This is a genomic window from Thermoanaerobacter kivui (assembly GCF_000763575.1).
Taxonomy (GTDB): domain Bacteria; phylum Bacillota; class Thermoanaerobacteria; order Thermoanaerobacterales; family Thermoanaerobacteraceae; genus Thermoanaerobacter; species Thermoanaerobacter kivui.
Genome location: NZ_CP009170.1, coordinates 1,758,682 through 1,777,048 on the forward strand (window position 1 = coordinate 1,758,682; position 18,367 = coordinate 1,777,048).

16 protein-coding genes are annotated in these 18,367 nt (G+C 34.8%); 2 read left to right on the forward strand and 14 right to left on the reverse strand.

The window, feature by feature from the left end:
- The 4 genes from kdpB to TKV_RS08915 all read right to left on the reverse strand — a co-directional run bounded on the left by kdpB (position 1) and on the right by TKV_RS08915 (position 6,665).
- Positions 1 to 2,040 carry a potassium-transporting ATPase subunit KdpB gene (gene kdpB / locus TKV_RS08905; protein ID WP_049685635.1) on the reverse strand — a complete coding sequence of 680 codons (2,040 nt, stop codon included), beginning with the start codon at positions 2,038 to 2,040 and terminating at the stop codon, positions 1 to 3.
- Between the two features lie 15 nt (positions 2,041 to 2,055).
- Complete coding sequence (gene kdpA, locus TKV_RS08910) at positions 2,056 to 3,741, reverse strand: potassium-transporting ATPase subunit KdpA (RefSeq protein WP_049685636.1); 1,686 nt, start codon at positions 3,739 to 3,741, stop codon at positions 2,056 to 2,058.
- A gap of 13 nt (positions 3,742 to 3,754) precedes the next feature.
- Positions 3,755 to 3,832, reverse strand: coding sequence for a potassium-transporting ATPase subunit F (locus tag TKV_RS14190; RefSeq protein ID WP_084574341.1), 78 nt, complete (start codon positions 3,830 to 3,832; stop codon positions 3,755 to 3,757).
- A 475-nt stretch (positions 3,833 to 4,307) separates the two neighbouring features.
- On the reverse strand, positions 4,308 to 6,665 hold the full coding sequence (locus TKV_RS08915) for a sugar phosphate nucleotidyltransferase (RefSeq protein ID WP_049685637.1): 2,358 nt from the start codon (positions 6,663 to 6,665) through the stop codon (positions 4,308 to 4,310).
- Positions 6,666 to 6,791: 126 nt separating this feature from the next.
- Here TKV_RS08915 and TKV_RS08920 point away from each other — a divergent pair, with 126 nt between their 5' ends.
- Positions 6,792 to 7,733, forward strand: coding sequence for a Na/Pi cotransporter family protein (locus TKV_RS08920; RefSeq protein WP_049685638.1), 942 nt, complete (start codon positions 6,792 to 6,794; stop codon positions 7,731 to 7,733).
- 70 nt (positions 7,734 to 7,803) lie between these two features.
- On the opposite strand, the gene TKV_RS08925 is transcribed toward TKV_RS08920, so the two are convergent.
- A complete protein-coding gene (locus TKV_RS08925; protein WP_049686266.1) occupies positions 7,804 to 9,036 on the reverse strand; it encodes a serine hydroxymethyltransferase in 1,233 nt (410 codons plus the stop codon).
- 328 nt (positions 9,037 to 9,364) lie between these two features.
- Positions 9,365 to 10,300: a dipeptidase gene (locus TKV_RS08930; protein WP_049685639.1), complete on the reverse strand. Its 936-nt coding sequence runs from the start codon at positions 10,298 to 10,300 to the stop codon at positions 9,365 to 9,367.
- Between the two features lie 158 nt (positions 10,301 to 10,458).
- On the opposite strand from TKV_RS08930, the gene TKV_RS08935 reads away from it, so the two are divergent.
- Positions 10,459 to 11,865: a PIG-L deacetylase family protein gene (locus TKV_RS08935; protein WP_049685640.1), complete on the forward strand. Its 1,407-nt coding sequence runs from the start codon at positions 10,459 to 10,461 to the stop codon at positions 11,863 to 11,865.
- 116 nt (positions 11,866 to 11,981) lie between these two features.
- Here TKV_RS08935 and hisIE read toward each other — a convergent pair whose 3' ends face one another.
- From hisIE to hisG, 8 genes are all read right to left on the reverse strand, one after another.
- Positions 11,982 to 12,647 carry a bifunctional phosphoribosyl-AMP cyclohydrolase/phosphoribosyl-ATP diphosphatase HisIE gene (gene hisIE / locus TKV_RS08940; protein ID WP_049685641.1) on the reverse strand — a complete coding sequence of 222 codons (666 nt, stop codon included), beginning with the start codon at positions 12,645 to 12,647 and terminating at the stop codon, positions 11,982 to 11,984.
- Between the two features lie 22 nt (positions 12,648 to 12,669).
- Entirely contained in the window at positions 12,670 to 13,431 is a 762-nt protein-coding gene (gene hisF, locus TKV_RS08945) for an imidazole glycerol phosphate synthase subunit HisF (RefSeq protein WP_049685642.1), read from the reverse strand.
- Positions 13,432 to 13,436: 5 nt separating this feature from the next.
- Positions 13,437 to 14,138 carry a 1-(5-phosphoribosyl)-5-[(5-phosphoribosylamino)methylideneamino]imidazole-4-carboxamide isomerase gene (hisA, locus tag TKV_RS08950; RefSeq protein ID WP_049685643.1) on the reverse strand — a complete coding sequence of 234 codons (702 nt, stop codon included), beginning with the start codon at positions 14,136 to 14,138 and terminating at the stop codon, positions 13,437 to 13,439.
- A complete protein-coding gene (hisH, locus tag TKV_RS08955) occupies positions 14,129 to 14,740 on the reverse strand; it encodes an imidazole glycerol phosphate synthase subunit HisH (RefSeq protein WP_049685644.1) in 612 nt (203 codons plus the stop codon). Before hisH ends, hisA begins: the two co-directional genes overlap by 10 nt.
- Positions 14,741 to 14,802: 62 nt before the next feature.
- Positions 14,803 to 15,387: an imidazoleglycerol-phosphate dehydratase HisB gene (gene hisB, locus TKV_RS08960; RefSeq protein ID WP_049685645.1), complete on the reverse strand. Its 585-nt coding sequence runs from the start codon at positions 15,385 to 15,387 to the stop codon at positions 14,803 to 14,805.
- Positions 15,384 to 16,439, reverse strand: a complete 1,056-nt coding sequence (hisC, locus tag TKV_RS08965; protein WP_049685646.1) for a histidinol-phosphate transaminase — start codon at positions 16,437 to 16,439, stop codon at positions 15,384 to 15,386. The genes hisB and hisC overlap by 4 nt, the downstream gene beginning before the upstream one ends.
- A 1-nt stretch (position 16,440) precedes the next feature.
- Positions 16,441 to 17,724, reverse strand: a complete 1,284-nt coding sequence (gene hisD / locus TKV_RS08970; RefSeq protein WP_049685647.1) for a histidinol dehydrogenase — start codon at positions 17,722 to 17,724, stop codon at positions 16,441 to 16,443.
- Positions 17,717 to 18,367 carry an ATP phosphoribosyltransferase gene (gene hisG, locus TKV_RS08975; RefSeq protein ID WP_049685648.1) on the reverse strand — a complete coding sequence of 217 codons (651 nt, stop codon included), beginning with the start codon at positions 18,365 to 18,367 and terminating at the stop codon, positions 17,717 to 17,719. The genes hisD and hisG overlap by 8 nt, the downstream gene beginning before the upstream one ends.

Sequence of the window (18,367 nt, forward strand, 5' to 3'; positions counted from 1 at the left end):
TTAAAATATCAAAGATATTATCATGTCTATCAGTTTTATGCCTACAAAAGGCGCAATCAAACCACCTAAGCCATAAATAAGCAAATTCCTGGTCAATAAGGCATTAGCACTCATAGGCTTATATTTTACTCCCCTCATGGCGATAGGAATCAAAACTGGTATTATTATGGCATTGAATATTAAGGCAGATAATATGGCATTCGTTGGAGAAGAAAGTTTCATTATATCTAGCACCCTTATAGATGGCAGTGTTCCTGATATAATAGCAGGAAGTATTGCAAAATACTTCGCCACATCATTGGCAATACTAAAAGTAGTCAATGCTCCTCTTGTCATAAGAAGCTGTTTCCCAATTGCCACAACCTCTATAATTTTTGTAGGGTCTGAGTCTAAATCCACCATATTTGCAGCTTCTTTTGCAGCCATTGTACCGCTATTCATAGCAAGTCCAACATCTGCCTGAGCAAGTGCAGGCGCATCATTTGTACCATCCCCTGTCATGGCAACTAGTCGCCCTAATGCCTGTTCTTTTTTAATGACATTTATCTTATCCTCCGGCTTGCTCTCTGCAATAAATTCGTCAACACCAGCTTCCTCTGCAATAGTCTTAGCTGTCAAAGGATTATCTCCTGTTATCATAATAGTTTTAATTCCCATTGCCCTAAGCTGTTTAAAACGCTCTTTCATGCCGGGTTTTATAGTATCTTTAAGGTATATCACCCCTAATACTTCGTTGTTTTTTACTACGATAAGAGGAGTACCACCTAACAGAGATATCCTTTCAACTACTTCCTGTAAATCTTCAGGAATTTCCCCACCCTTAGACTCTACATACTCTTTTATTTTGTCATAAGACCCTTTTCTTACAATAGTGCCATCTTTTAAATTTAAACCGCTCATCCTTGTTTCAGCAGTAAACTCAACAACTTCTGCTCCTTCTAAAATATCATCCTCTGCTTTTGCCCCCATTTTCTTGGCAAGGTCTACTATTGACCTTCCTTCAGGAGTCAAGTCTTTCAATGAAGAAATGAGGGCATAGTAAGTGACCTCCTCTTTTTTATGTCCACCTACTGGTATAAAGTCAGCAGCCAATCTGTTTCCAAAAGTGATTGTACCTGTCTTATCTAATAGCATTGTATCGATGTCGCCAGCAGCTTCCACTGCTTTTCCTGACATAGCAATTACATTAAAGCGTGTAACTCTATCCATACCTGCAATGCCTATCGCAGAAAGAAGACCTCCAATTGTAGTTGGTATTAAGCAAACTAACAAAGCAATCAATGTAGTAGCACTTATTCTTACATGGACAAATTTAGCCATTGGGTATAGGGTCATAACAACAATTATAAAAATTATTGTCAAACTCACTAAAACAGTAGTCAAAGCAATTTCATTAGGAGATTTCTGCCTTTTGGCTCCTTCTACCATTTTTATCATTCTGTCTAAAAAAGATTCCCCTTCGTCAACAGTAACTTGGACTTTAATGCTATCGCTTATTACCTTTGTCCCACCAGTAACCGAGCTAAAATCACCACCAGCTTCTTTTATAACTGGTGCAGATTCACCTGTTATTGCAGACTCATCAATTGCAGCAAGCCCTTCTATTATTTCTCCATCAGCCGGAATTATATCTCCTGCCTCACAAAGCACTATATCCCCTTTTTTAAGCTCAGAGGACTTAACCATTTTTATGCTTCCATCACTTTTAATGAGTTTTGCCATAGTCTCTTTTTTTGTCTTTTTAAGGGTATCTGCTTGAGCTTTCCCTCTTCCTTCTGCCAGTGCTTCTGCAAAATTAGCAAAAAGCACTGTTACAAACAATATAAAAGTGATTAAAGCGTTATATCCCACTTCGTCGTAAGTACTTCCAAAATAAGTAGGAAATATTGTAGCCAACAGTGTAATAAACATACCTACCTCTACCACAAACATCACAGGATTTTTATACATTTTAAGAGGATTAAGTTTCAAAAAAGAGTTTTTGATAGCACCTAATACAATTTCTCTACTCATCGTTTTTATTTCTTTTTTTCTTTTCATAAAGCGTTACCTCCATTACGTCATGCTCAAAAACTCAGAAATAGGTCCTAATATTATCGCTGGGAAGAAAGTAAGAGCTCCTACAATTACAACAATCGCTATAAAAATTGCTCCAAACAAAGCATTGTCTGTTCTAAAAGTACCTGGCGATGGCGGTGCAGGAATTTTCTCCGCCATAGAACCTGCAACAGCTAACATAAGAATAATGGTTATATATCTTCCAAAGAACATAACTAAACCTGTCATTATATTCATAAACACAGTGTTTCCTATAAATCCTGCAAATTCAGAACCATTATTTGCCGCCGCAGAAGAAAACTCATATAACACTTGCGTAAGTCCATGGTACAGTGGATTCGTTACAGAAGAAGCTCCCACTTTTAGCATCACTGTCAAAGCAGATGAAAAAAGTATCAAAAAAGGGTGAACCAATATTGCAAGGGCTATAAGTTTTATCTCTTTAGTTTCAATTTTTCTTCCTAAATATTCTGGAGTTCTTCCTACCATAAGCCCTGTCAAAAATACCGTCAATATTGTATACATTATTATATTCTGAAGTCCTGCTCCATCTCCTCCAAAAATGGTATTTAACATCATGAGGATAAGCGGCACTGCTCCTCCTAAAGGTGTATAAGAATCGTGCATGCTGTCAACAGAACCTGTTGTAAAAGCAGTAGTCACAGTCGCAAATAGTGAAGATTGTGAGACTCCAAAGCGAACTTCTTTTCCTTCATAATTTCCATAAGGCGTACCATCAATATGTAATTTCGAATAAGCCACTCCTGGATGACTTTCCGCATAAACTGCTCCAACAGCCAAAAGAATAAAAATCACAAACAAGGAAATGTATAATACCAAAGCGTGTTTTTTATTGTTTATCATTAACCCATAAGTGTAAATTAAAGATGCAGGTAAAAGCATCATAAGAAGCATCTCAATCATATTGGTAAGCCAAGTAGGATTTTCAAATGGGTGAGAAGAATTCGCCTCAAAAAATCCACCGCCATTTGTTCCTAAGTGTTTAATTGACTCTAATACAGCTACGGGACCTGTTATAATAGTTTGCTTACCACCTTCTAATGTATCCACAACTACTTTCCCAGCAAAAGTTTGAGGAACTCCTTGCCATACTAATATAAGAGTGACAATTGCAGAGATAGGAAGCAGAAGCCTTACTACTACTCTTACAAAATCTGCATAAAAATTTCCCAATCCATCTGTTTTTCTGCTAAGTCCTCTCATTATAGCTGCTGCAGTCGCTAACCCTGAAGCCGCAGAAGTAAACATCAAAAATACTATTACGATCATTTGGCTTAAAAAAGTTACGCCATTTTCCCCAGCATAGTGTTGAATGTTTGTATTTGTCGTAAAGCTTATTGCCGTGTTAAAAGCAAGAGAAGACTCCATGTTTTTAACTCCAGTAGGATTTAAAGGCAAAAATCTTTGTATTCGCAATATAATATACCCAATTATCATCATTACCGTATTAACAAGCAAAAAGGACAATGCATATTTTTTCCAGCTTATTTCTTCTTCTGCATTGATCCCTGAAAGTTTATATATAAAATTTTCTACAGGTAAAAAAACTTTGTCCAATTTCATCGGTTTATACTCAAATATTTTGTACATATAAGTCCCAACTGGTTTAGTTAAAAGAACTACAACCAATATCATAGTAAAAAGTTCTATATTCGAATACATGAACTTTCCTCCCTTAAAACTCTTCTGGATGTATTAGTGCATAAAATAAATAAATGAGCAAAAGAAAAAAAACCCCATATAATAATGCCAATTTTAATACACCCCTGCTTCATAAGTGTTAGTCTCCATCAAATTACAACACCATTTAATTATGCCTTTGACAATGTAATACAACACCATAAACCCTGCAATTATGACAAAATCCATATCCTTTTTCACCTCTTATTATTATCGTTTTTTTTAAAAAAATATTAAACAAAAAGCCCGCACTCTTTCTTTATGAGGCGGACTACATGACAACACTTTTACATATTGTCATGTCTTCCATCATTTTTGTTAACTTATTTACTATTTATTGTACCATATATATTATATTATTCAACCTAATAAACCTCAAAAAGGTTTAAAAGCTTTTAAATGCTCTTTTATGCAAAGAAATGCGATGTAAAGCGTTACAAACCTCATATGCTATTTAATCTATCACTTTACATCGCTTTCCAATTGTTTTTAACTTTTTTAACTTCACAATTTGTTAATAAAAAGACTTGAAAAATCCTCCAATCTTTTTATTTTTCATCTTCACTATTTAAAATATTTCGCACTTCTTTTTCATACTGCGAGAAAAGTTGGTAAGCTTTTTCCATTGTAGGTGCTTCAACATAAATATTACAGGCTGGTAATTCGCTATCTGGTAACACCAACACCCACGAGTCTCCATGGTTAAATTTTAAACCATCTACAAACTCTGTTACTTTTTCGTCAGCTTTTTCAAAAAGCATTCTAATTATTTTTCCTTTATCTTTCCACTCACACTTTATGCTTTTATTTATTTTATATCTTAAAGGAAATTTATCTTTTATATAGGAAAGTTTTGTTCTCGTTTCATCTAAATAGTCTAAAAGCTTTAAAAAGAAACTTAAGCCGTCAAAACTTAAACTGAACTGTGAAACCCTGTCTTTTATTACTCCTTCTGTTTCTATAATCTTTTTCATTCTGTCTTTGTGGGAAATCTTGCTTTTTAAAGGTTCGATGCTAAATTCTTTTGCAAATTCCGTCAAAAAATTAGAACTGTTAAAGGGAATAACAAAGCTTTTAACTCCCTCTTTTTCTGCAAGTAGCATTCTCATATAGTAAAGCTCGTCATCATCAAATTCTCTTCCTTTTTCATCATAAAGTCTTATTTGCTCTCCATTTTTAGAAAATATAAGCCCTACATCATAGTCTTTCTCTGTTATGTTAAAAAATTTACTTTTACCTATTCCTTCTAATATTTGCTTTGTTTCTTCATTATATGGTTTAACTTTAATTTTTAAATAATCTTTTCTTTGGCTAAAAAGATTATCAATATAATCCTGTTGAACAGAAATCTTTTTAAGGTCTTTTAGATTTTCACGGCTAATCCTCTTAATATCGTAAATTTTTAGCTTATTCTCTATCTTTTTCTCCGCATTTCTGTCAATATCACATCCGTTTTTATCCATAAACAAAACTCTCAATTTATCAGGCTCTTCTGTTTCTACATAGACTCCTCCTTCTAACTTGTTCTTTCTTATACCATACCTTATAGCTGGCAAAAAAGCGTAATCGGCATACAGAACGTCGCAACCCGAAGATAAAAGTCCGTAAGAAATTAAATTGCTTACAAACTTTGAAACAAAGTCCCCGTCATGTCCCACAATTATATTGCCTGTAAAGACATTGCCAAAAGCTTCTCCAACCTCCACCGCCATCTCTGGAGTTATATCATAGTTGAAGACACCTTTTATCCCTCTTTCGCCAAAAAACAATTGTTTTTTGCCATTTCCCCATACAATGTCTTTTATGACAACAAATCCCTCTTCAACGGTTTTATCAGGCCATACCTTTACATCAGGCTTTATCTCGGAGAAAGCCCTTAAATTGCAGTTTTCCCCTATTACACTATTTTCAAAAATCCGTACATTATTAAAAATAGTCACATTTTTGCACACCACACATCCTCTAAGTTCAGAGTTTTGACCAACAATCACATCATCCCACAATATGCTGTTTTTTAATGTACTTCCCTGTTTGATGTGATTGCTTCTCCCCACAATTACATTTGGACCTACAACCGTATTTTCTTCAATTACAGAATTATCTCCGATTATCACCGGAGGTATAATTATAGCATTAGGAGAGATTTTTACATTTTCCCCCATCATTATTCCTTCTTTTAGTAGAATTTCTTTATAGCCTAAATCTACAGCTCCTTTTAAGATGTCAAAATGGCTGCTTATATATTGTGCTGTGTTGCCTATGTCACACCAATACCCCTCTGTAATGTATCCATACATTGGTATATTATTTTGTAGCAAATAAGGGAATAAATCTTTACTGAAATCAAAAGACTTGCCCTGAGGAATAAACTCCAATATTTCCGGCTCAATGATATAAATTCCGGTATTTACTGTGTCACTGAATACTTCTCCCCACGAAGGTTTCTCTAAAAATTTTTTTATGCGTCCTTTTTCGTCAATAATGACAACTCCGTATTCCAATGGCACATCAACTTTTGTTAAGATGAGAGTAACTTTTGCACCATTTCTTTTGTGGAATTCATAAACTTCTTTTACATTTACATCCGTTATGACATCTCCACTCATCACAATAAAAGTGTCATTCAAAAAATCCTTAGCATTTTTAACACTGCCCGCCGTCCCTAATGGTTTATCTTCTATATAAAATTTTATTTTACTGCCGTATTCTTGTTCCACATATTCTTTTATTTTGTGAGGCAAATAAAAGAGTGTAATAGCTATATCTTTCACGTTATATTTGTATAAATGTTCTATTATGTGTTTTATTGCTGGTTGTCCTGCAACAGGGACCATGGGTTTAGGAATCCCTGCTGTTAAAGGTCTTAGTCTACTTCCTTCTCCACCTGCCATGATTATCCCTTTCATTTAACCACCTCTAAAAGCATTATTCAACACTAATTGTTATTATCTTTTATTCCGGCAAAATTATTCATTTTAAAATACACAAAACATAAAATTGAAATGTAAAAAACATTTATCGGAGGCAGTAAAATGTTAGTATCTTTGATATATTTTGCAGCCGGAATTGGAGTTTTTATTTGGGGAATTATCACTTTGACAAAAGGACTAAACATTTTTTCTCAACGAAAAATTACACATTTTATCAAGACTTTTGCTGGTAGTTTGCCGAAATCAATAATAATTGGATTCTTCATAACCCTTATAATACAAAGTAGCAGCATGATATCTGTAATTGCAGTAACCATGGCAGGTGCCAAGCTTTTAAACCTTAAAAGTGCAGCAGGGATAATAATAGGCTCAAACATAGGTACTACTATAGCTGTACAGCTTTACGCTTTTAATTTGTTTAAAATAGCACCTTATGCAGTTTTTGTAGGTTCTATACTTTACTTTCAAAACTACAATATAAAATTAAAATTTGCGGGAAACATAATCTTGGGATTTGGGTTAATATTTTATGGTCTAAAAATAATGGAATTAGCAGCAGTACCCCTTAAAAAATTTTCTAATTTCAACTTATTAAGTAACAACATTTCAAATCCTTTTTGGGGAATTTTTATTGGCATAATCACTGCTCTAATCATGCAATCCAGCAATATAGGGATAGCAACATTGCAAATTTTAACTGCTTCTCATCTGATAACTTTATCAACTGCATTACCTATAATATACGGCTTAAATATAGGAACTTGTTCTGAAGCTATAATATTGAGCTTAGCCTCCAACAAAGAAGGTAAAAAAATTGCCCTTTTCAATATCTTTTTCAATATAATAGGCGCAATAGTGTTTTTGCCGTTGACAGACTATTTTGCTGAATTTCTAAAGTTTTTGTCTCCTAATAATGCTGCCAGGCAGGTAGCAAATGCCCACACTTTTTTCAACCTTTTTTCTGCTATTTTGATAATACCTTTTTTACCCCAGGTATTTTTTATGATTGAAAGGATAGTAGACAATAAAAAAAATGCAAAATAGTTTAATAGAATATTGAGCATAAAAGAGAGGAAAAAACTTTAAAAAGCTTTTTCCTCTCCTTTATGCAAAATCATTCATACAAAGGATATTTCTTTAATAGATTTGCCACTCTTTCTCTTGCTTTCTCTTTATAATTCTCATCTTTTATGACGTTGACTATTATATCTGCAATCTCAACCATATCTTCTGTATTCATACCTCTTGTGGTTACGGCAGGAGTTCCAAGCCTTACACCAGAGGTAACATTTGGTCCAAGTGGGTCAAATGGTATGGCGTTTTTATTGCATGTGATATTTACATCATCTAACCTTCTCTCTAATTCTTTGCCTGTAATACTAATATTTCTCAAATCTAACAGCATCAAGTGATTGTCAGTTCCACCTGATACTAAGTTTATTCCTCTTTCCATCAAAGCATTTGCCAATGCTTTTGCATTTTCAACGACCCTCTTTTGATACTCCTTGAATTCATCAGAAAGAGCCTCTTTAAAGCAAACTGCCTTTGCCGCTATTATGTGCATCAAAGGCCCACCTTGTGTTCCCGGAAAAAGAGCCTTGTCTATCGCCTTTGCGTGTTCTTCTTTACAGAGAATAGCTCCTCCTCTCGGTCCCCTCAGTGTCTTATGAGTTGTAGTTGTCACCACATCTGCGTAAGGAACTGGATTTGGATGAAGGCCTGCTGCCACAAGACCGGCTATATGTGCCATATCTACCATAAGATACGCCCCAACACTGTCGGCAATTTCTCTAAATTTCTTAAAATCAATTATTCGCGGATAAGCACTGGCACCAGCAACAATCAATTTAGGTTTATGTTCTTTTGCAAGCCTTTCTACCTCGTCATAATCTATATATCCAGTATCTTCTCTTACACCATAAGATACAAAATTGTAAATTTGCCCTGAAAAATTCACTTTACTTCCATGGGTGAGATGTCCACCATGTGCCAGATTCATACCCAAAACGGTATCCCCAGGATTTATAAGTGCAAAATATGCAGCCATATTTGCTTGGGCACCAGAATGAGGCTGCACGTTTGCGTGTTCGGCGCCAAATAACTTTTTAAGCCTCTCCCTCGCAAGCTCTTCCGCCATATCCACGTATTCACAGCCGCCGTAATACCTTTTGCCAGGATATCCTTCAGCATATTTATTTGTAAGTGGCGTCCCCATTGCTTCCATTACCGCCTTGCTTACAAAATTTTCGGAAGCTATAAGCTCAATCTTATTTCTTTGCCTCATAAGTTCTTTCTCAATTACGACTGCAATTTCTGGGTCAGTTTTTCTGATAATCTCAAGGTCCATAACTTTACCCCCTACATTTTCTTTTTCTACTACTATTATAATTTTTTTGTATACTACATTCAACAAAAAGTCTCTCAAAATTATGCTGCCAGTAACAAAAATTTAACACAAATTTAACAAATTTAACGAAAATTTAACTTTAAAAATCGCAAATTTGACTATAATAATAAATTGAGCTCCCTTAAAAGTACCCCCTATCCCTTGTAATTTTTTTTAAATTAACTCTTGATTTTTATCTAAAAGGAATGTATAATGTATACTTGGTCAAAACAATGACTCCCCCTTTAACATATACAAGCCCTTGGAATATCCCAGGGCTCTTTTTGTTTTACACTAAAATTTTTTTGATAAGATTTTCAAAATTTTTGTGAGAAATCTTATCAATCTGTTCTTGAGTATATCCTCTTTTTTTTAATCCTTCCAAAATTAGAGGAAAATAAGATATATCACTTAGTCCTTCAGGAGTGCTACTAATTCCATCAAAGTCAGACCCAAAACCAATATAATCTTCTCCTACTAATTCACATATATGGTCTATATGATTCAAAACATCTTCTATTGTAGCTTTTCCATCCTCCCTTAAAAATTGCGGTGCAAAATTTATTCCTATAACTCCACCTTTTTGTGCTATAGCCTTTATCTGCTCGTCTGTCAAATTCCTTTTATGAGGGCACAATGCCTTGCAATCAGAGTGAGAAGCTATAATTGGCTTTTTGCTTATATCAATTACATCCCAAAATCCTTTTTCGTTAAGATGAGATACATCTACAATCATTCCTAGTCTATTCATTTCTCTTACAACTTCTTCTCCCAAAGAGGTAAGCCCTCCTTCCTCCACACCTTCTACTCCATCTCCCAAGTCATTCCTCAAACTCCAAGTCAAAGTAAGAGCTCTGACCCCAAGTCTGTAAAACATCCTAAGAAGCGCAATCTCCCCTTCTAAAGCCTCTCCTCCTTCTATAGAAAGTAATGCACCAATTTTTCCCTCTTCCTTGGCTTTATCTATGTCTTCTCCCTTTAATATTAACTTAAATTTACCTGTCTTTTCAATTATTTCATACATCTTGTCAATCATTTTTAAAACCATTGTTGCAGCATTTTTTCTCATATGTTTTGGAACTCCAAATGCAGCAAATACTTGTAGATGTACTTGCCCTTCAATCATTCGCGGCAAGTCCACATGCCCTTCCAAACCCCTTTTAGTAAAATCTGTATCTTTTTCTACCAATCTGTAAAGAGTATCGCAGTGAAAATCTACAAACATTTTTACACCTCCCTTTTGACTTATACTTCATAATATGATTTTAGCATATACAAAATATTTTTCAAAATTTTAAATCCATTAATTAAAAATTAATTATTATGTAATAAATTGTTCATAAATATATGATACAATGGTGACGTGAATGGAGGTAAAATAACATGAGGAAAAAACGGGTCATTTATTTTGCTTTGTTTAGCGCTCTTTTAATCGGAATATCTTATATGATGAATTGGGAAATGGCTATCGCAAACTTTACTGAAAAAACTACACTGCCGACTTTTGATGACCCAGGACAAAGAATTCTGATAATAGTTCCTCATCCCGATGATGAAACTTTAGGAATGGCTGGAGTTATTCAAAGAGCCGTAGAACTTAAAAGACCAATTAAAGTTGTAATAGTAACAAGCGGTGAAAGTTACAAAAAAGCTGCAATGGTTTTTAGTGGAAAAACTAATCCTACCCCTAAGGACTTTTATCGCTTTGGGCTTGCAAGACAGCAAGAAAGTATTGCCGCCATGAGAGTATTCGGACTTCCCAGAAAAGATTTGATTTTTTTAGGATTTGCTGACGGCAGCACGAGATTTTTGTGGAGCCAATGCTGGGATAACAATCATCCAAGAGTAAGTGGTGGAATTCATGTTGCATATGCTCCATACGATACAGTATATAAGCCTGGCATCCCTTATACAGGGCAAAATTTAGTAAATATTCTTACTGAAATCATAAAAGATTTTAAGCCAACAGATATATATTATCCTTTGGCAGATGATATACATCCTGACCACTGGGCAGTAAGTAATTTCGTGCGATATACCATTACAGCTATGAATTTAAATGTGAGAGAACACATGTTTTTAGTTCACCATCCTCAGTGGCCTGTGCCTTGGATGGCAGAAAAAAACAGACCATTGTTGCCTCCTGTGGATATGCAAGACAGCAACTCAGAGTGGCAAGCATTTGATTTAACTCAAAAAGAAATAGACCTAAAACAGGTGGCTATAAAACAATACAGGACACAAACAGAAGTGATGGAACCATTTTTAATGGCTTTTGTGAGGAAAAACGAATTATTTGGTACAAAGCCAATTATAAACATACCTGCTGTTGAGTCAAAACCTGATTTGTTAAGTAAAGTTCTTTCTCATACTCTTTTAAAAGTCTACACAGGCGGAATGCTAAATGAAGAGTTATACAGAAGCGCAGCCCTCACACGGTTAGGAGCTTTTTACTATGATAATCATCTATATATTGGTTTACAGTCAGCAAAGCCTATATCAAAAAAAGTAATATATCACATTGAAATGAGACTATTTTACAAAGACAACGACATAAAGCGTGTAGATTTAGGACTTGTCAACGGAAAAATATATCAATACAGAAGAGCAGAAAATGCGCTTACAGATGTATTGGTATCAAAACCTGTAATTGATGGAAATAAAATATGGTTAGAATTAAAAATACCTCATGTTGACAACTTGAAATGCATATTTATGGGGGCAGATTCTATATACAGAAACAGGCTCATTGATAAAATCCCCTGGAATATGTATCAAATAAGCCAATAACATAGAAAAAGCGGCGATATCATTTTAAACCGCTTCAGTTTGTTGACAAGCCTTTTTAATTAGACTTTGTCTACAGTCTGAAAAGAGAAAGCCTTTAACGGTTTTCTCTTTTCAGATTATTTCTCCCTTTTGTTCTTTTGATGCTCTTCTTTAAATTCATTAGGTTTATAATACCTTCTTCCCAATTCCTTATATATGTCCTCAAGTTGCATGTCCTTTTGAACTAACATAACAATTAAATGATAAATTAAATCTGATATTTCATAAATTATCTCTTCTTTGGAATCATTTTTAACAGCTAAAACCACTTCTGTACTTTCTTCTCCAATCTTTTTCAATATCTTATCTATGCCCTTTTCAAACAAATAATTAGTGTAAGACCCTTCAACAGGTTTTTCTTTTCTTTCTTTTACTCGCTCATATAGCTTACCCAATATATTAGCATCATAAGCCTCTTGATGCTCTAAAAAGCTCCTATAAAAACAGCTTATGTTTCCTGTATGGCATGCTGGACCCGTTGGTTCTACTTGAATTAACAAAGCATCTCCATCACAGTCATAAAATATGCTTTTTATCTTTTGAATATTTCCCGAAGTTTCCCCTTTGTGCCAAATCTCATTTCTACTTCTGCTAAAAAAATATGTCTCTTTCTTTTCCAAGCTTAATTTTAAACTTTCCTCATTCATATACGCTAACATTAGCACTTGTTTTGTGTTGTAGTCTTGCACAATTACAGGAATAAGACCTCTTTCATCAAACTTTAATTTCTCTATATCAATCATTCTCTACATCCTTTCGATAAATTTAAATTCTCACTGGTATACCCTCTTCTTTTAAATATTTTTTAACTTCTTTTATTTCCAACTCCCTGTAATGAAACACAGAAGCCGCTAACGCAGCATCAGCTTTGCCTTCAGTAAAAACCTCTTTAAAATGCTCTTTCTTTCCTGCACCTCCAGAAGCTATAACAGGAATATTTACAGCCTCGCTTATCCTCCTTGTAAGTTCTATATCATACCCATCTTTAGTACCGTCTTTGTCCATACTTGTAAGAAGTATTTCTCCTGCTCCTAAAGACTCTACTTTTTTAGCCCACTCAACAGCATCAAGTCCTGTGTTTACCCTTCCGCCATTTATATACACATCAAAGCCCGAGCCATCACTTCGCCTCTTGGCATCAATTGCTACGACCACACATTGGCTTCCAAAACGCACAGCGGCCTGACAAATAAGGGTTGGTTGTTTCACAGCTTGGGTATTTATTGAAACCTTATCAGCCCCTGCTCTTAGAATATCTTTTATATCGTCAAGGTCTGAAATTCCACCACCAACAGTTAAAGGAATAAATACTTTTTCAGAAGTCCTTTTTACAACTTCTATCATTATTTTTCGTTTTTCATAAGAAGCAGTAATGTCCAAAAATACAAGCTCATCTGCTCCTAATTCATTGTACTCTGATGCTATCTGGACAGGGTCTCCCGCATCTTTTAAATTTAAAAAGTTAACTCCTTTTACTACCCTTCCGTCTTTCACATCTAAACAAGGAATTATTCTTTTTGCAAGCATTTATATTACCTCCAAAGAGTTTCTAGATTTATTTTCCCAGTATAAAGGGCTTTTCCAATTATCGCACCATATGCTCCCATCTCTTTAAGCTTTTTTAAATCCTCAATTGAGGATATACCTCCTGATGCTATCACTTGAACACCTGTTTTTAAAATATTTTCTAAAGCTTTAAAATTTGGTCCATTAAGAGTTCCATCCTTAGAAATATCAGTGAAAATTATCGTTTTTACTCCTATTTCTTTCATTTTTTTAGCTAACTCAACATCTTTTATTTTAGTCTTTTCAAGCCATCCACTTACGGCAACTTCTCCATTCTTTGAATCTATACCTACTATCGTCCTTTCTCCGTAATTGAAAAGGGAATAAAGAAGAAGGTCGTTGTCATATATTGCCGCTGAACCTAAAATTACATACTTAACACCTACAGAAAAAAGATAATCGATAGTTTCTCTATTCCTTATTCCTCCACCTACTTCTATCTCGGCTTTACAGTTTTTTATAATCTGTTCGATGACCTTGCCATTTACCAAATGACCTTGTTTTGCCCCATCTAAATCTACCACATGAATTCTCTTTGCTCCTAATTCCTCCCACATTTTTGCTACGTCAACGGGATTTTCATAATAAACCTCTTTGGTATTAAAATCTCCTTTTGTAAGCCTTACACATTTTTCTTCCATAATATCAATTGCAGGTATTAAAACCATTTTGCCATCTCTCCAAAATTCTTTAAAATTTTAAGTCCCACTTTTCCGCTCTTCTCAGGATGAAATTGACAAGAAAAAACATTGTCTTTAATTATAACTGCAGGAATCTGAACACCATAATCAGTCACTGCATACACATATTTCTCTTCATTGTTGGCTACATAATAAGAATGAACAAAATACGCATAATCTCCATTCTCCACTCCTTTAAGAAGTGAAGTTTCCCTTTTTATTTCAAGACTATTCCATCCCATGTGAGGAATTTTGTTATGCTTTGGAAGTTCTATTACTTGCCCTTTAAAAATCTTAAAGCCCTCAGTTTCCTTTATCTCAAAGCCTTTTTCAAATAAAAGCTGCATCCCCAAACATATCCCAAGAAACAACTTACCTTTGTCGATTTGTCTTTTTATCTCCTCTAACATGCCTGTTTTAATGAGAGTATCCATCGCATCAGGGAAAGCGCCCACTCCAGGAAGAACTAATGCATGAGCCTCTTTCACCGAGTCTACATCTTTTATAATTTTTGCCTCATAGCCTACGTATTCAAATGCCTTTTCTACACTTCTTAAATTTCCCATTCCATAGTCAATAATCCCTATCAATTTTTCACCGCCTCACTTAAGTTACGTGTAAAGTATATGCAATTCTCGCTTAAACCATATTTTTATAAAATCCCTTTAGTAGAAGGTATCCCTTCTACCTTTTCATCTATCTTTAGCGCTTCATCAAGAGCCCTCCCCAGTGCTTTAAAAGTTGCCTCTATAATGTGATGACTGTTACTGCCGTGCAAAAGCTCCACATGCAGTGTAATGCCAAAGTTGTAAGCAAAAGCTCTCAAAAATTCCTCCACATTTTCCGTTTCAAAATTTCCAACTCTTTCAGCTTTTAAAGGCAAATCACAGTATAAAAAAGGCCTTCCACTTATGTCTACAGAAACTCTCACTAAGGCTTCGTCCATGGGTACATAAAAAGTACTAAACCTCTTAATAGATTTTTTATCGCCGGCAGCCTTTAAAAAAGCATTACCCAATACAATACCTACGTCTTCAACAGTATGATGAGTGTCTACCTCTAAATCTCCCTTTGCCACCACTTTTAAATCAAAAAGTCCATGCCTGGCAAATAAAGAAAGCATGTGGTCAAAAAAACCTATTCCTGTAGCTATGTCATAATTTCCTTTTCCGTCAATATTAAGTTCAACGTATATATCCGTCTCTCTAGTTTTTCTTTTAACTTCCGCCTTCCTCATAGCAATAACTCCTTTAACCCATTTATTAAATAATCATTAGCCTCGCAACTACTCACTGTTATCCTTAAAGCTCCTTCAAGCCCTTCTACCTTTGAAAAATCCCTCACCAAAATTCCTCGTTCTAAAAGTCCTTTGTACACATAATCTGCATCTTTAAATTTTACCAATATAAAATTCGTTTTTGAGGGATAAACTTTAACGCCAGGAATTTTGCCTAGCTCTTTTATAAGACGCTCTCTTTCTTCTAAAATGTAGTTAATTCTTTCTTTTAAAACATCTGTCCTTAAAACCTTCAAAGCTATTACTTGAGATAAAGAGTTAATGTTATAAGGTGATTTCACAAGGTTTAAATACTTTAAAATATTCTCGTTAGCCACAGCATATCCCACTCTCAAACCGGCAAGCCCAAAAGCCTTAGATAAGGTTCTTAAAACAATCAAGTTTTCAAATTCATTTATAGCATCTACAATTGTATTACCATAAAACTCAAAATAAGCTTCGTCAACAACTACAATTCCATTGCTCTTTTGTATTATTTTAATTATATCTTCTCTTTCTATAACACTTCCTGTTGGATTATTAGGGTTGCACAAAAACACTAATTTAGGCTGATATTTTTCTATAACTTTAATAAAACTATCAACATCGTAATTATAATCTTCTCTCAACCTTACAGGTATTTCGACTGCTCCCGCGATTTTGCTGTATACACTGTACATAGCAAAAGAAGGATGAGGATATGCTACCACATCACCTTTGTTTATGAAAGCCAGCATAATAAGGTGGATTATCTCATCCGAGCCATTTCCCACAAATATGTTTGTAGGCACTACTCCACAATATCGTGCCAATTCTTCTTTTAACTTTTCTGCAGTAGGGTCTGGATATACATTTACTTGGGAATATTTTACAATCTCTTGAATATTTTTTATCACTTCTTCAGGAAGTTCAAAAGGCGTTTCATTTGCATCCATCTTATATCTGTAGGGAATACTGTGCACTTCATAATTTTTAAATCCTTTAATTTCTTCTCTCACCAAATTCTCAATCATTTTAAAACCTCACTTTTATAGAATTAGCATGAGCGGTAAGCCCTTCTGAATTTGCTAAAGTGATTACATCCTCTTTTACCTCTCTCAAAGAATCTTTAGAATAATAGAGAATATTCATCTTTTTGATAAAGTCCGTCACAGAAAGAGGCGAGAAAAACCTTGCTGTTCCACTAGTAGGAAGTACATGGTTAGGGCCAGCAAGGTAGTCCCCTAAGGGTTCTGGAGAATATTCTCCCACAAAGACTGCTCCTGCATTCTTGATTTCACCAATTATTTCAAAGGCATTGGAAATGTTAAGCTCTAAATGCTCTGGAGCTATGTCGTTTGCAATACCAATTGCTTCTTGTAAATCATTTACAACAATTATCGCGCCAAAATTTTTCAAAGACTTTTCAATTATTTCTTTCCTTTCAAGATATTCCATTTGCCTTTCAATTTCTATTTTTACTTGTTGCGCAACCTCCAAAGATGTGGTTACAAGTATTGAAGATGCCATTACATCATGTTCCGCCTGTGACAATAGATCCGCCGCCACATATTTAGGATTAGCAGTTTCGTCAGCTATAACTAAAACTTCACTGGGACCTGCCACCATATCAATATCCACATGTCCATAAAGAGCTCTTTTAGCCATTGCGACAAAAATATTTCCCGGGCCAACTATTTTATCCACCTTAGGTATTGACTCTGTACCAAAGGCCAAGGCTGCAACAGCCTGTGCGCCTCCAACTTTATATATTTCATTTATACCTATCCTGTCTGCAGCCACCAATACGTAAGGGTTTATACCCTTTTTGCTAGCTGGTGAAACCATCACTATCCTTTCAACCCCTGCAACTTTAGCAGGTATTCCATTCATCAAAACTGAAGAAGGATATGCAGCAGTTCCCCCTGGAACATAAATGCCAACTTGAGAAAGAGGTCTTATTATCTGCCCATAAACTATACCTTCTTTAAAATCCATCCAAGTAGACTGTTTTTGCTTTTCATGAAATTCTGTTATGTTTTTGATAGCTTTGTCAATCGCTTTTAAAAATTCTCCTTCCACTTCTTTATAAGCATTTTTTATTTCCTCTTTCGTAACTTTTACAGTACTTTTGTCAAGATTTATTCCGTCAAACATGTAAGTATACTCAAACAAAGCTTTGTCTTTTCTCTCTCTTACGTTTGAAATTATTTCTTCCACTTTTTTTGCTATTTCTTTATTCTCTAATTTACTTCTGTTGTGAAGCTTTTGCAAAATGCCATTGTCAATTCCCTTTCGAAAATCAAATATCTCAATCATTTTTGACCTCCTTAAAAGTTTCCACAACCTCTTTTAATTTTATAATTATCTCTTTTATTCTCTGGCTTTTTGTTTTAAGACTGGCTTTATTCACTATCAATCTCGCACTGGAAGGAAAAATTTCTTCAATGACTATAAGACCATTTTCTCTTAAAGTATTACCTGTCTCTACAATGTCTACAATTACCTCTGACAACCCCACAATAGGAGCAAGCTCCACAGAACCATTCAGCTTAATTATTTCTACATTTTCTCCCTTTTGCCTGAAAAATTCTTCTGCAATATTGGGAAACTTTGTTGCAACTCTTTTATTAGTAAGAAAACTGTCCTTTGCCTCTTTAGGCCCCGCAACCACCATTTTACAAAAACCAAATTTTAAATCTAAAACTTCATAGCAATCTTTTTTTTGTTCTAAGAGAATATCTTTTCCACAAATCCCCAAATCAGCTGCCCCGTGTTCTACATATGTGGGCACATCCATTGGCTTTACCAACATAAACTTCATAGAATTTTTTTGGTCATTCACCACAAGTTTTCGAGAAATATCTTTTAAAACATTCTCAGCAATTGCTGCCTTTTCAAACAAAGTTATAGCACTATCTGCCATTCTGCCCTTTGGCAAAGCGATAGAGATATTTTCCAT

Bases quoted from the DNA above. Each gene is read 5' to 3' on its own strand.
- kdpB (WP_049685635.1), bottom strand. From the start codon at position 2,040: ATGAAAAGAAAAAAAGAAATAAAAACGATGAGTAGAGAAATTGTATTA.
- kdpA (WP_049685636.1), bottom strand. From the start codon at position 3,741: ATGTATTCGAATATAGAACTTTTTACTATGATATTGGTTGTAGTTCTT.
- TKV_RS08915 (WP_049685637.1), bottom strand. From the start codon at position 6,665: ATGAAAGGGATAATCATGGCAGGTGGAGAAGGAAGTAGACTAAGACCT.
- TKV_RS08920 (WP_049685638.1), top strand. From the start codon at position 6,792: ATGTTAGTATCTTTGATATATTTTGCAGCCGGAATTGGAGTTTTTATT.
- TKV_RS08925 (WP_049686266.1), bottom strand. From the start codon at position 9,036: ATGGACCTTGAGATTATCAGAAAAACTGACCCAGAAATTGCAGTCGTA.
- TKV_RS08930 (WP_049685639.1), bottom strand. From the start codon at position 10,300: ATGTTTGTAGATTTTCACTGCGATACTCTTTACAGATTGGTAGAAAAA.
- TKV_RS08935 (WP_049685640.1), top strand. From the start codon at position 10,459: ATGAGGAAAAAACGGGTCATTTATTTTGCTTTGTTTAGCGCTCTTTTA.
- hisIE (WP_049685641.1), bottom strand. From the start codon at position 12,647: ATGATTGATATAGAGAAATTAAAGTTTGATGAAAGAGGTCTTATTCCT.
- hisF (WP_049685642.1), bottom strand. From the start codon at position 13,431: ATGCTTGCAAAAAGAATAATTCCTTGTTTAGATGTGAAAGACGGAAGG.
- hisA (WP_049685643.1), bottom strand. From the start codon at position 14,138: ATGGTTTTAATACCTGCAATTGATATTATGGAAGAAAAATGTGTAAGG.
- hisB (WP_049685645.1), bottom strand. From the start codon at position 15,387: ATGAGGAAGGCGGAAGTTAAAAGAAAAACTAGAGAGACGGATATATAC.
- hisC (WP_049685646.1), bottom strand. From the start codon at position 16,439: ATGATTGAGAATTTGGTGAGAGAAGAAATTAAAGGATTTAAAAATTAT.
- hisD (WP_049685647.1), bottom strand. From the start codon at position 17,724: ATGATTGAGATATTTGATTTTCGAAAGGGAATTGACAATGGCATTTTG.
- hisG (WP_049685648.1), bottom strand. From the start codon at position 18,367: ATGGAAAATATCTCTATCGCTTTGCCAAAGGGCAGAATGGCAGATAGT.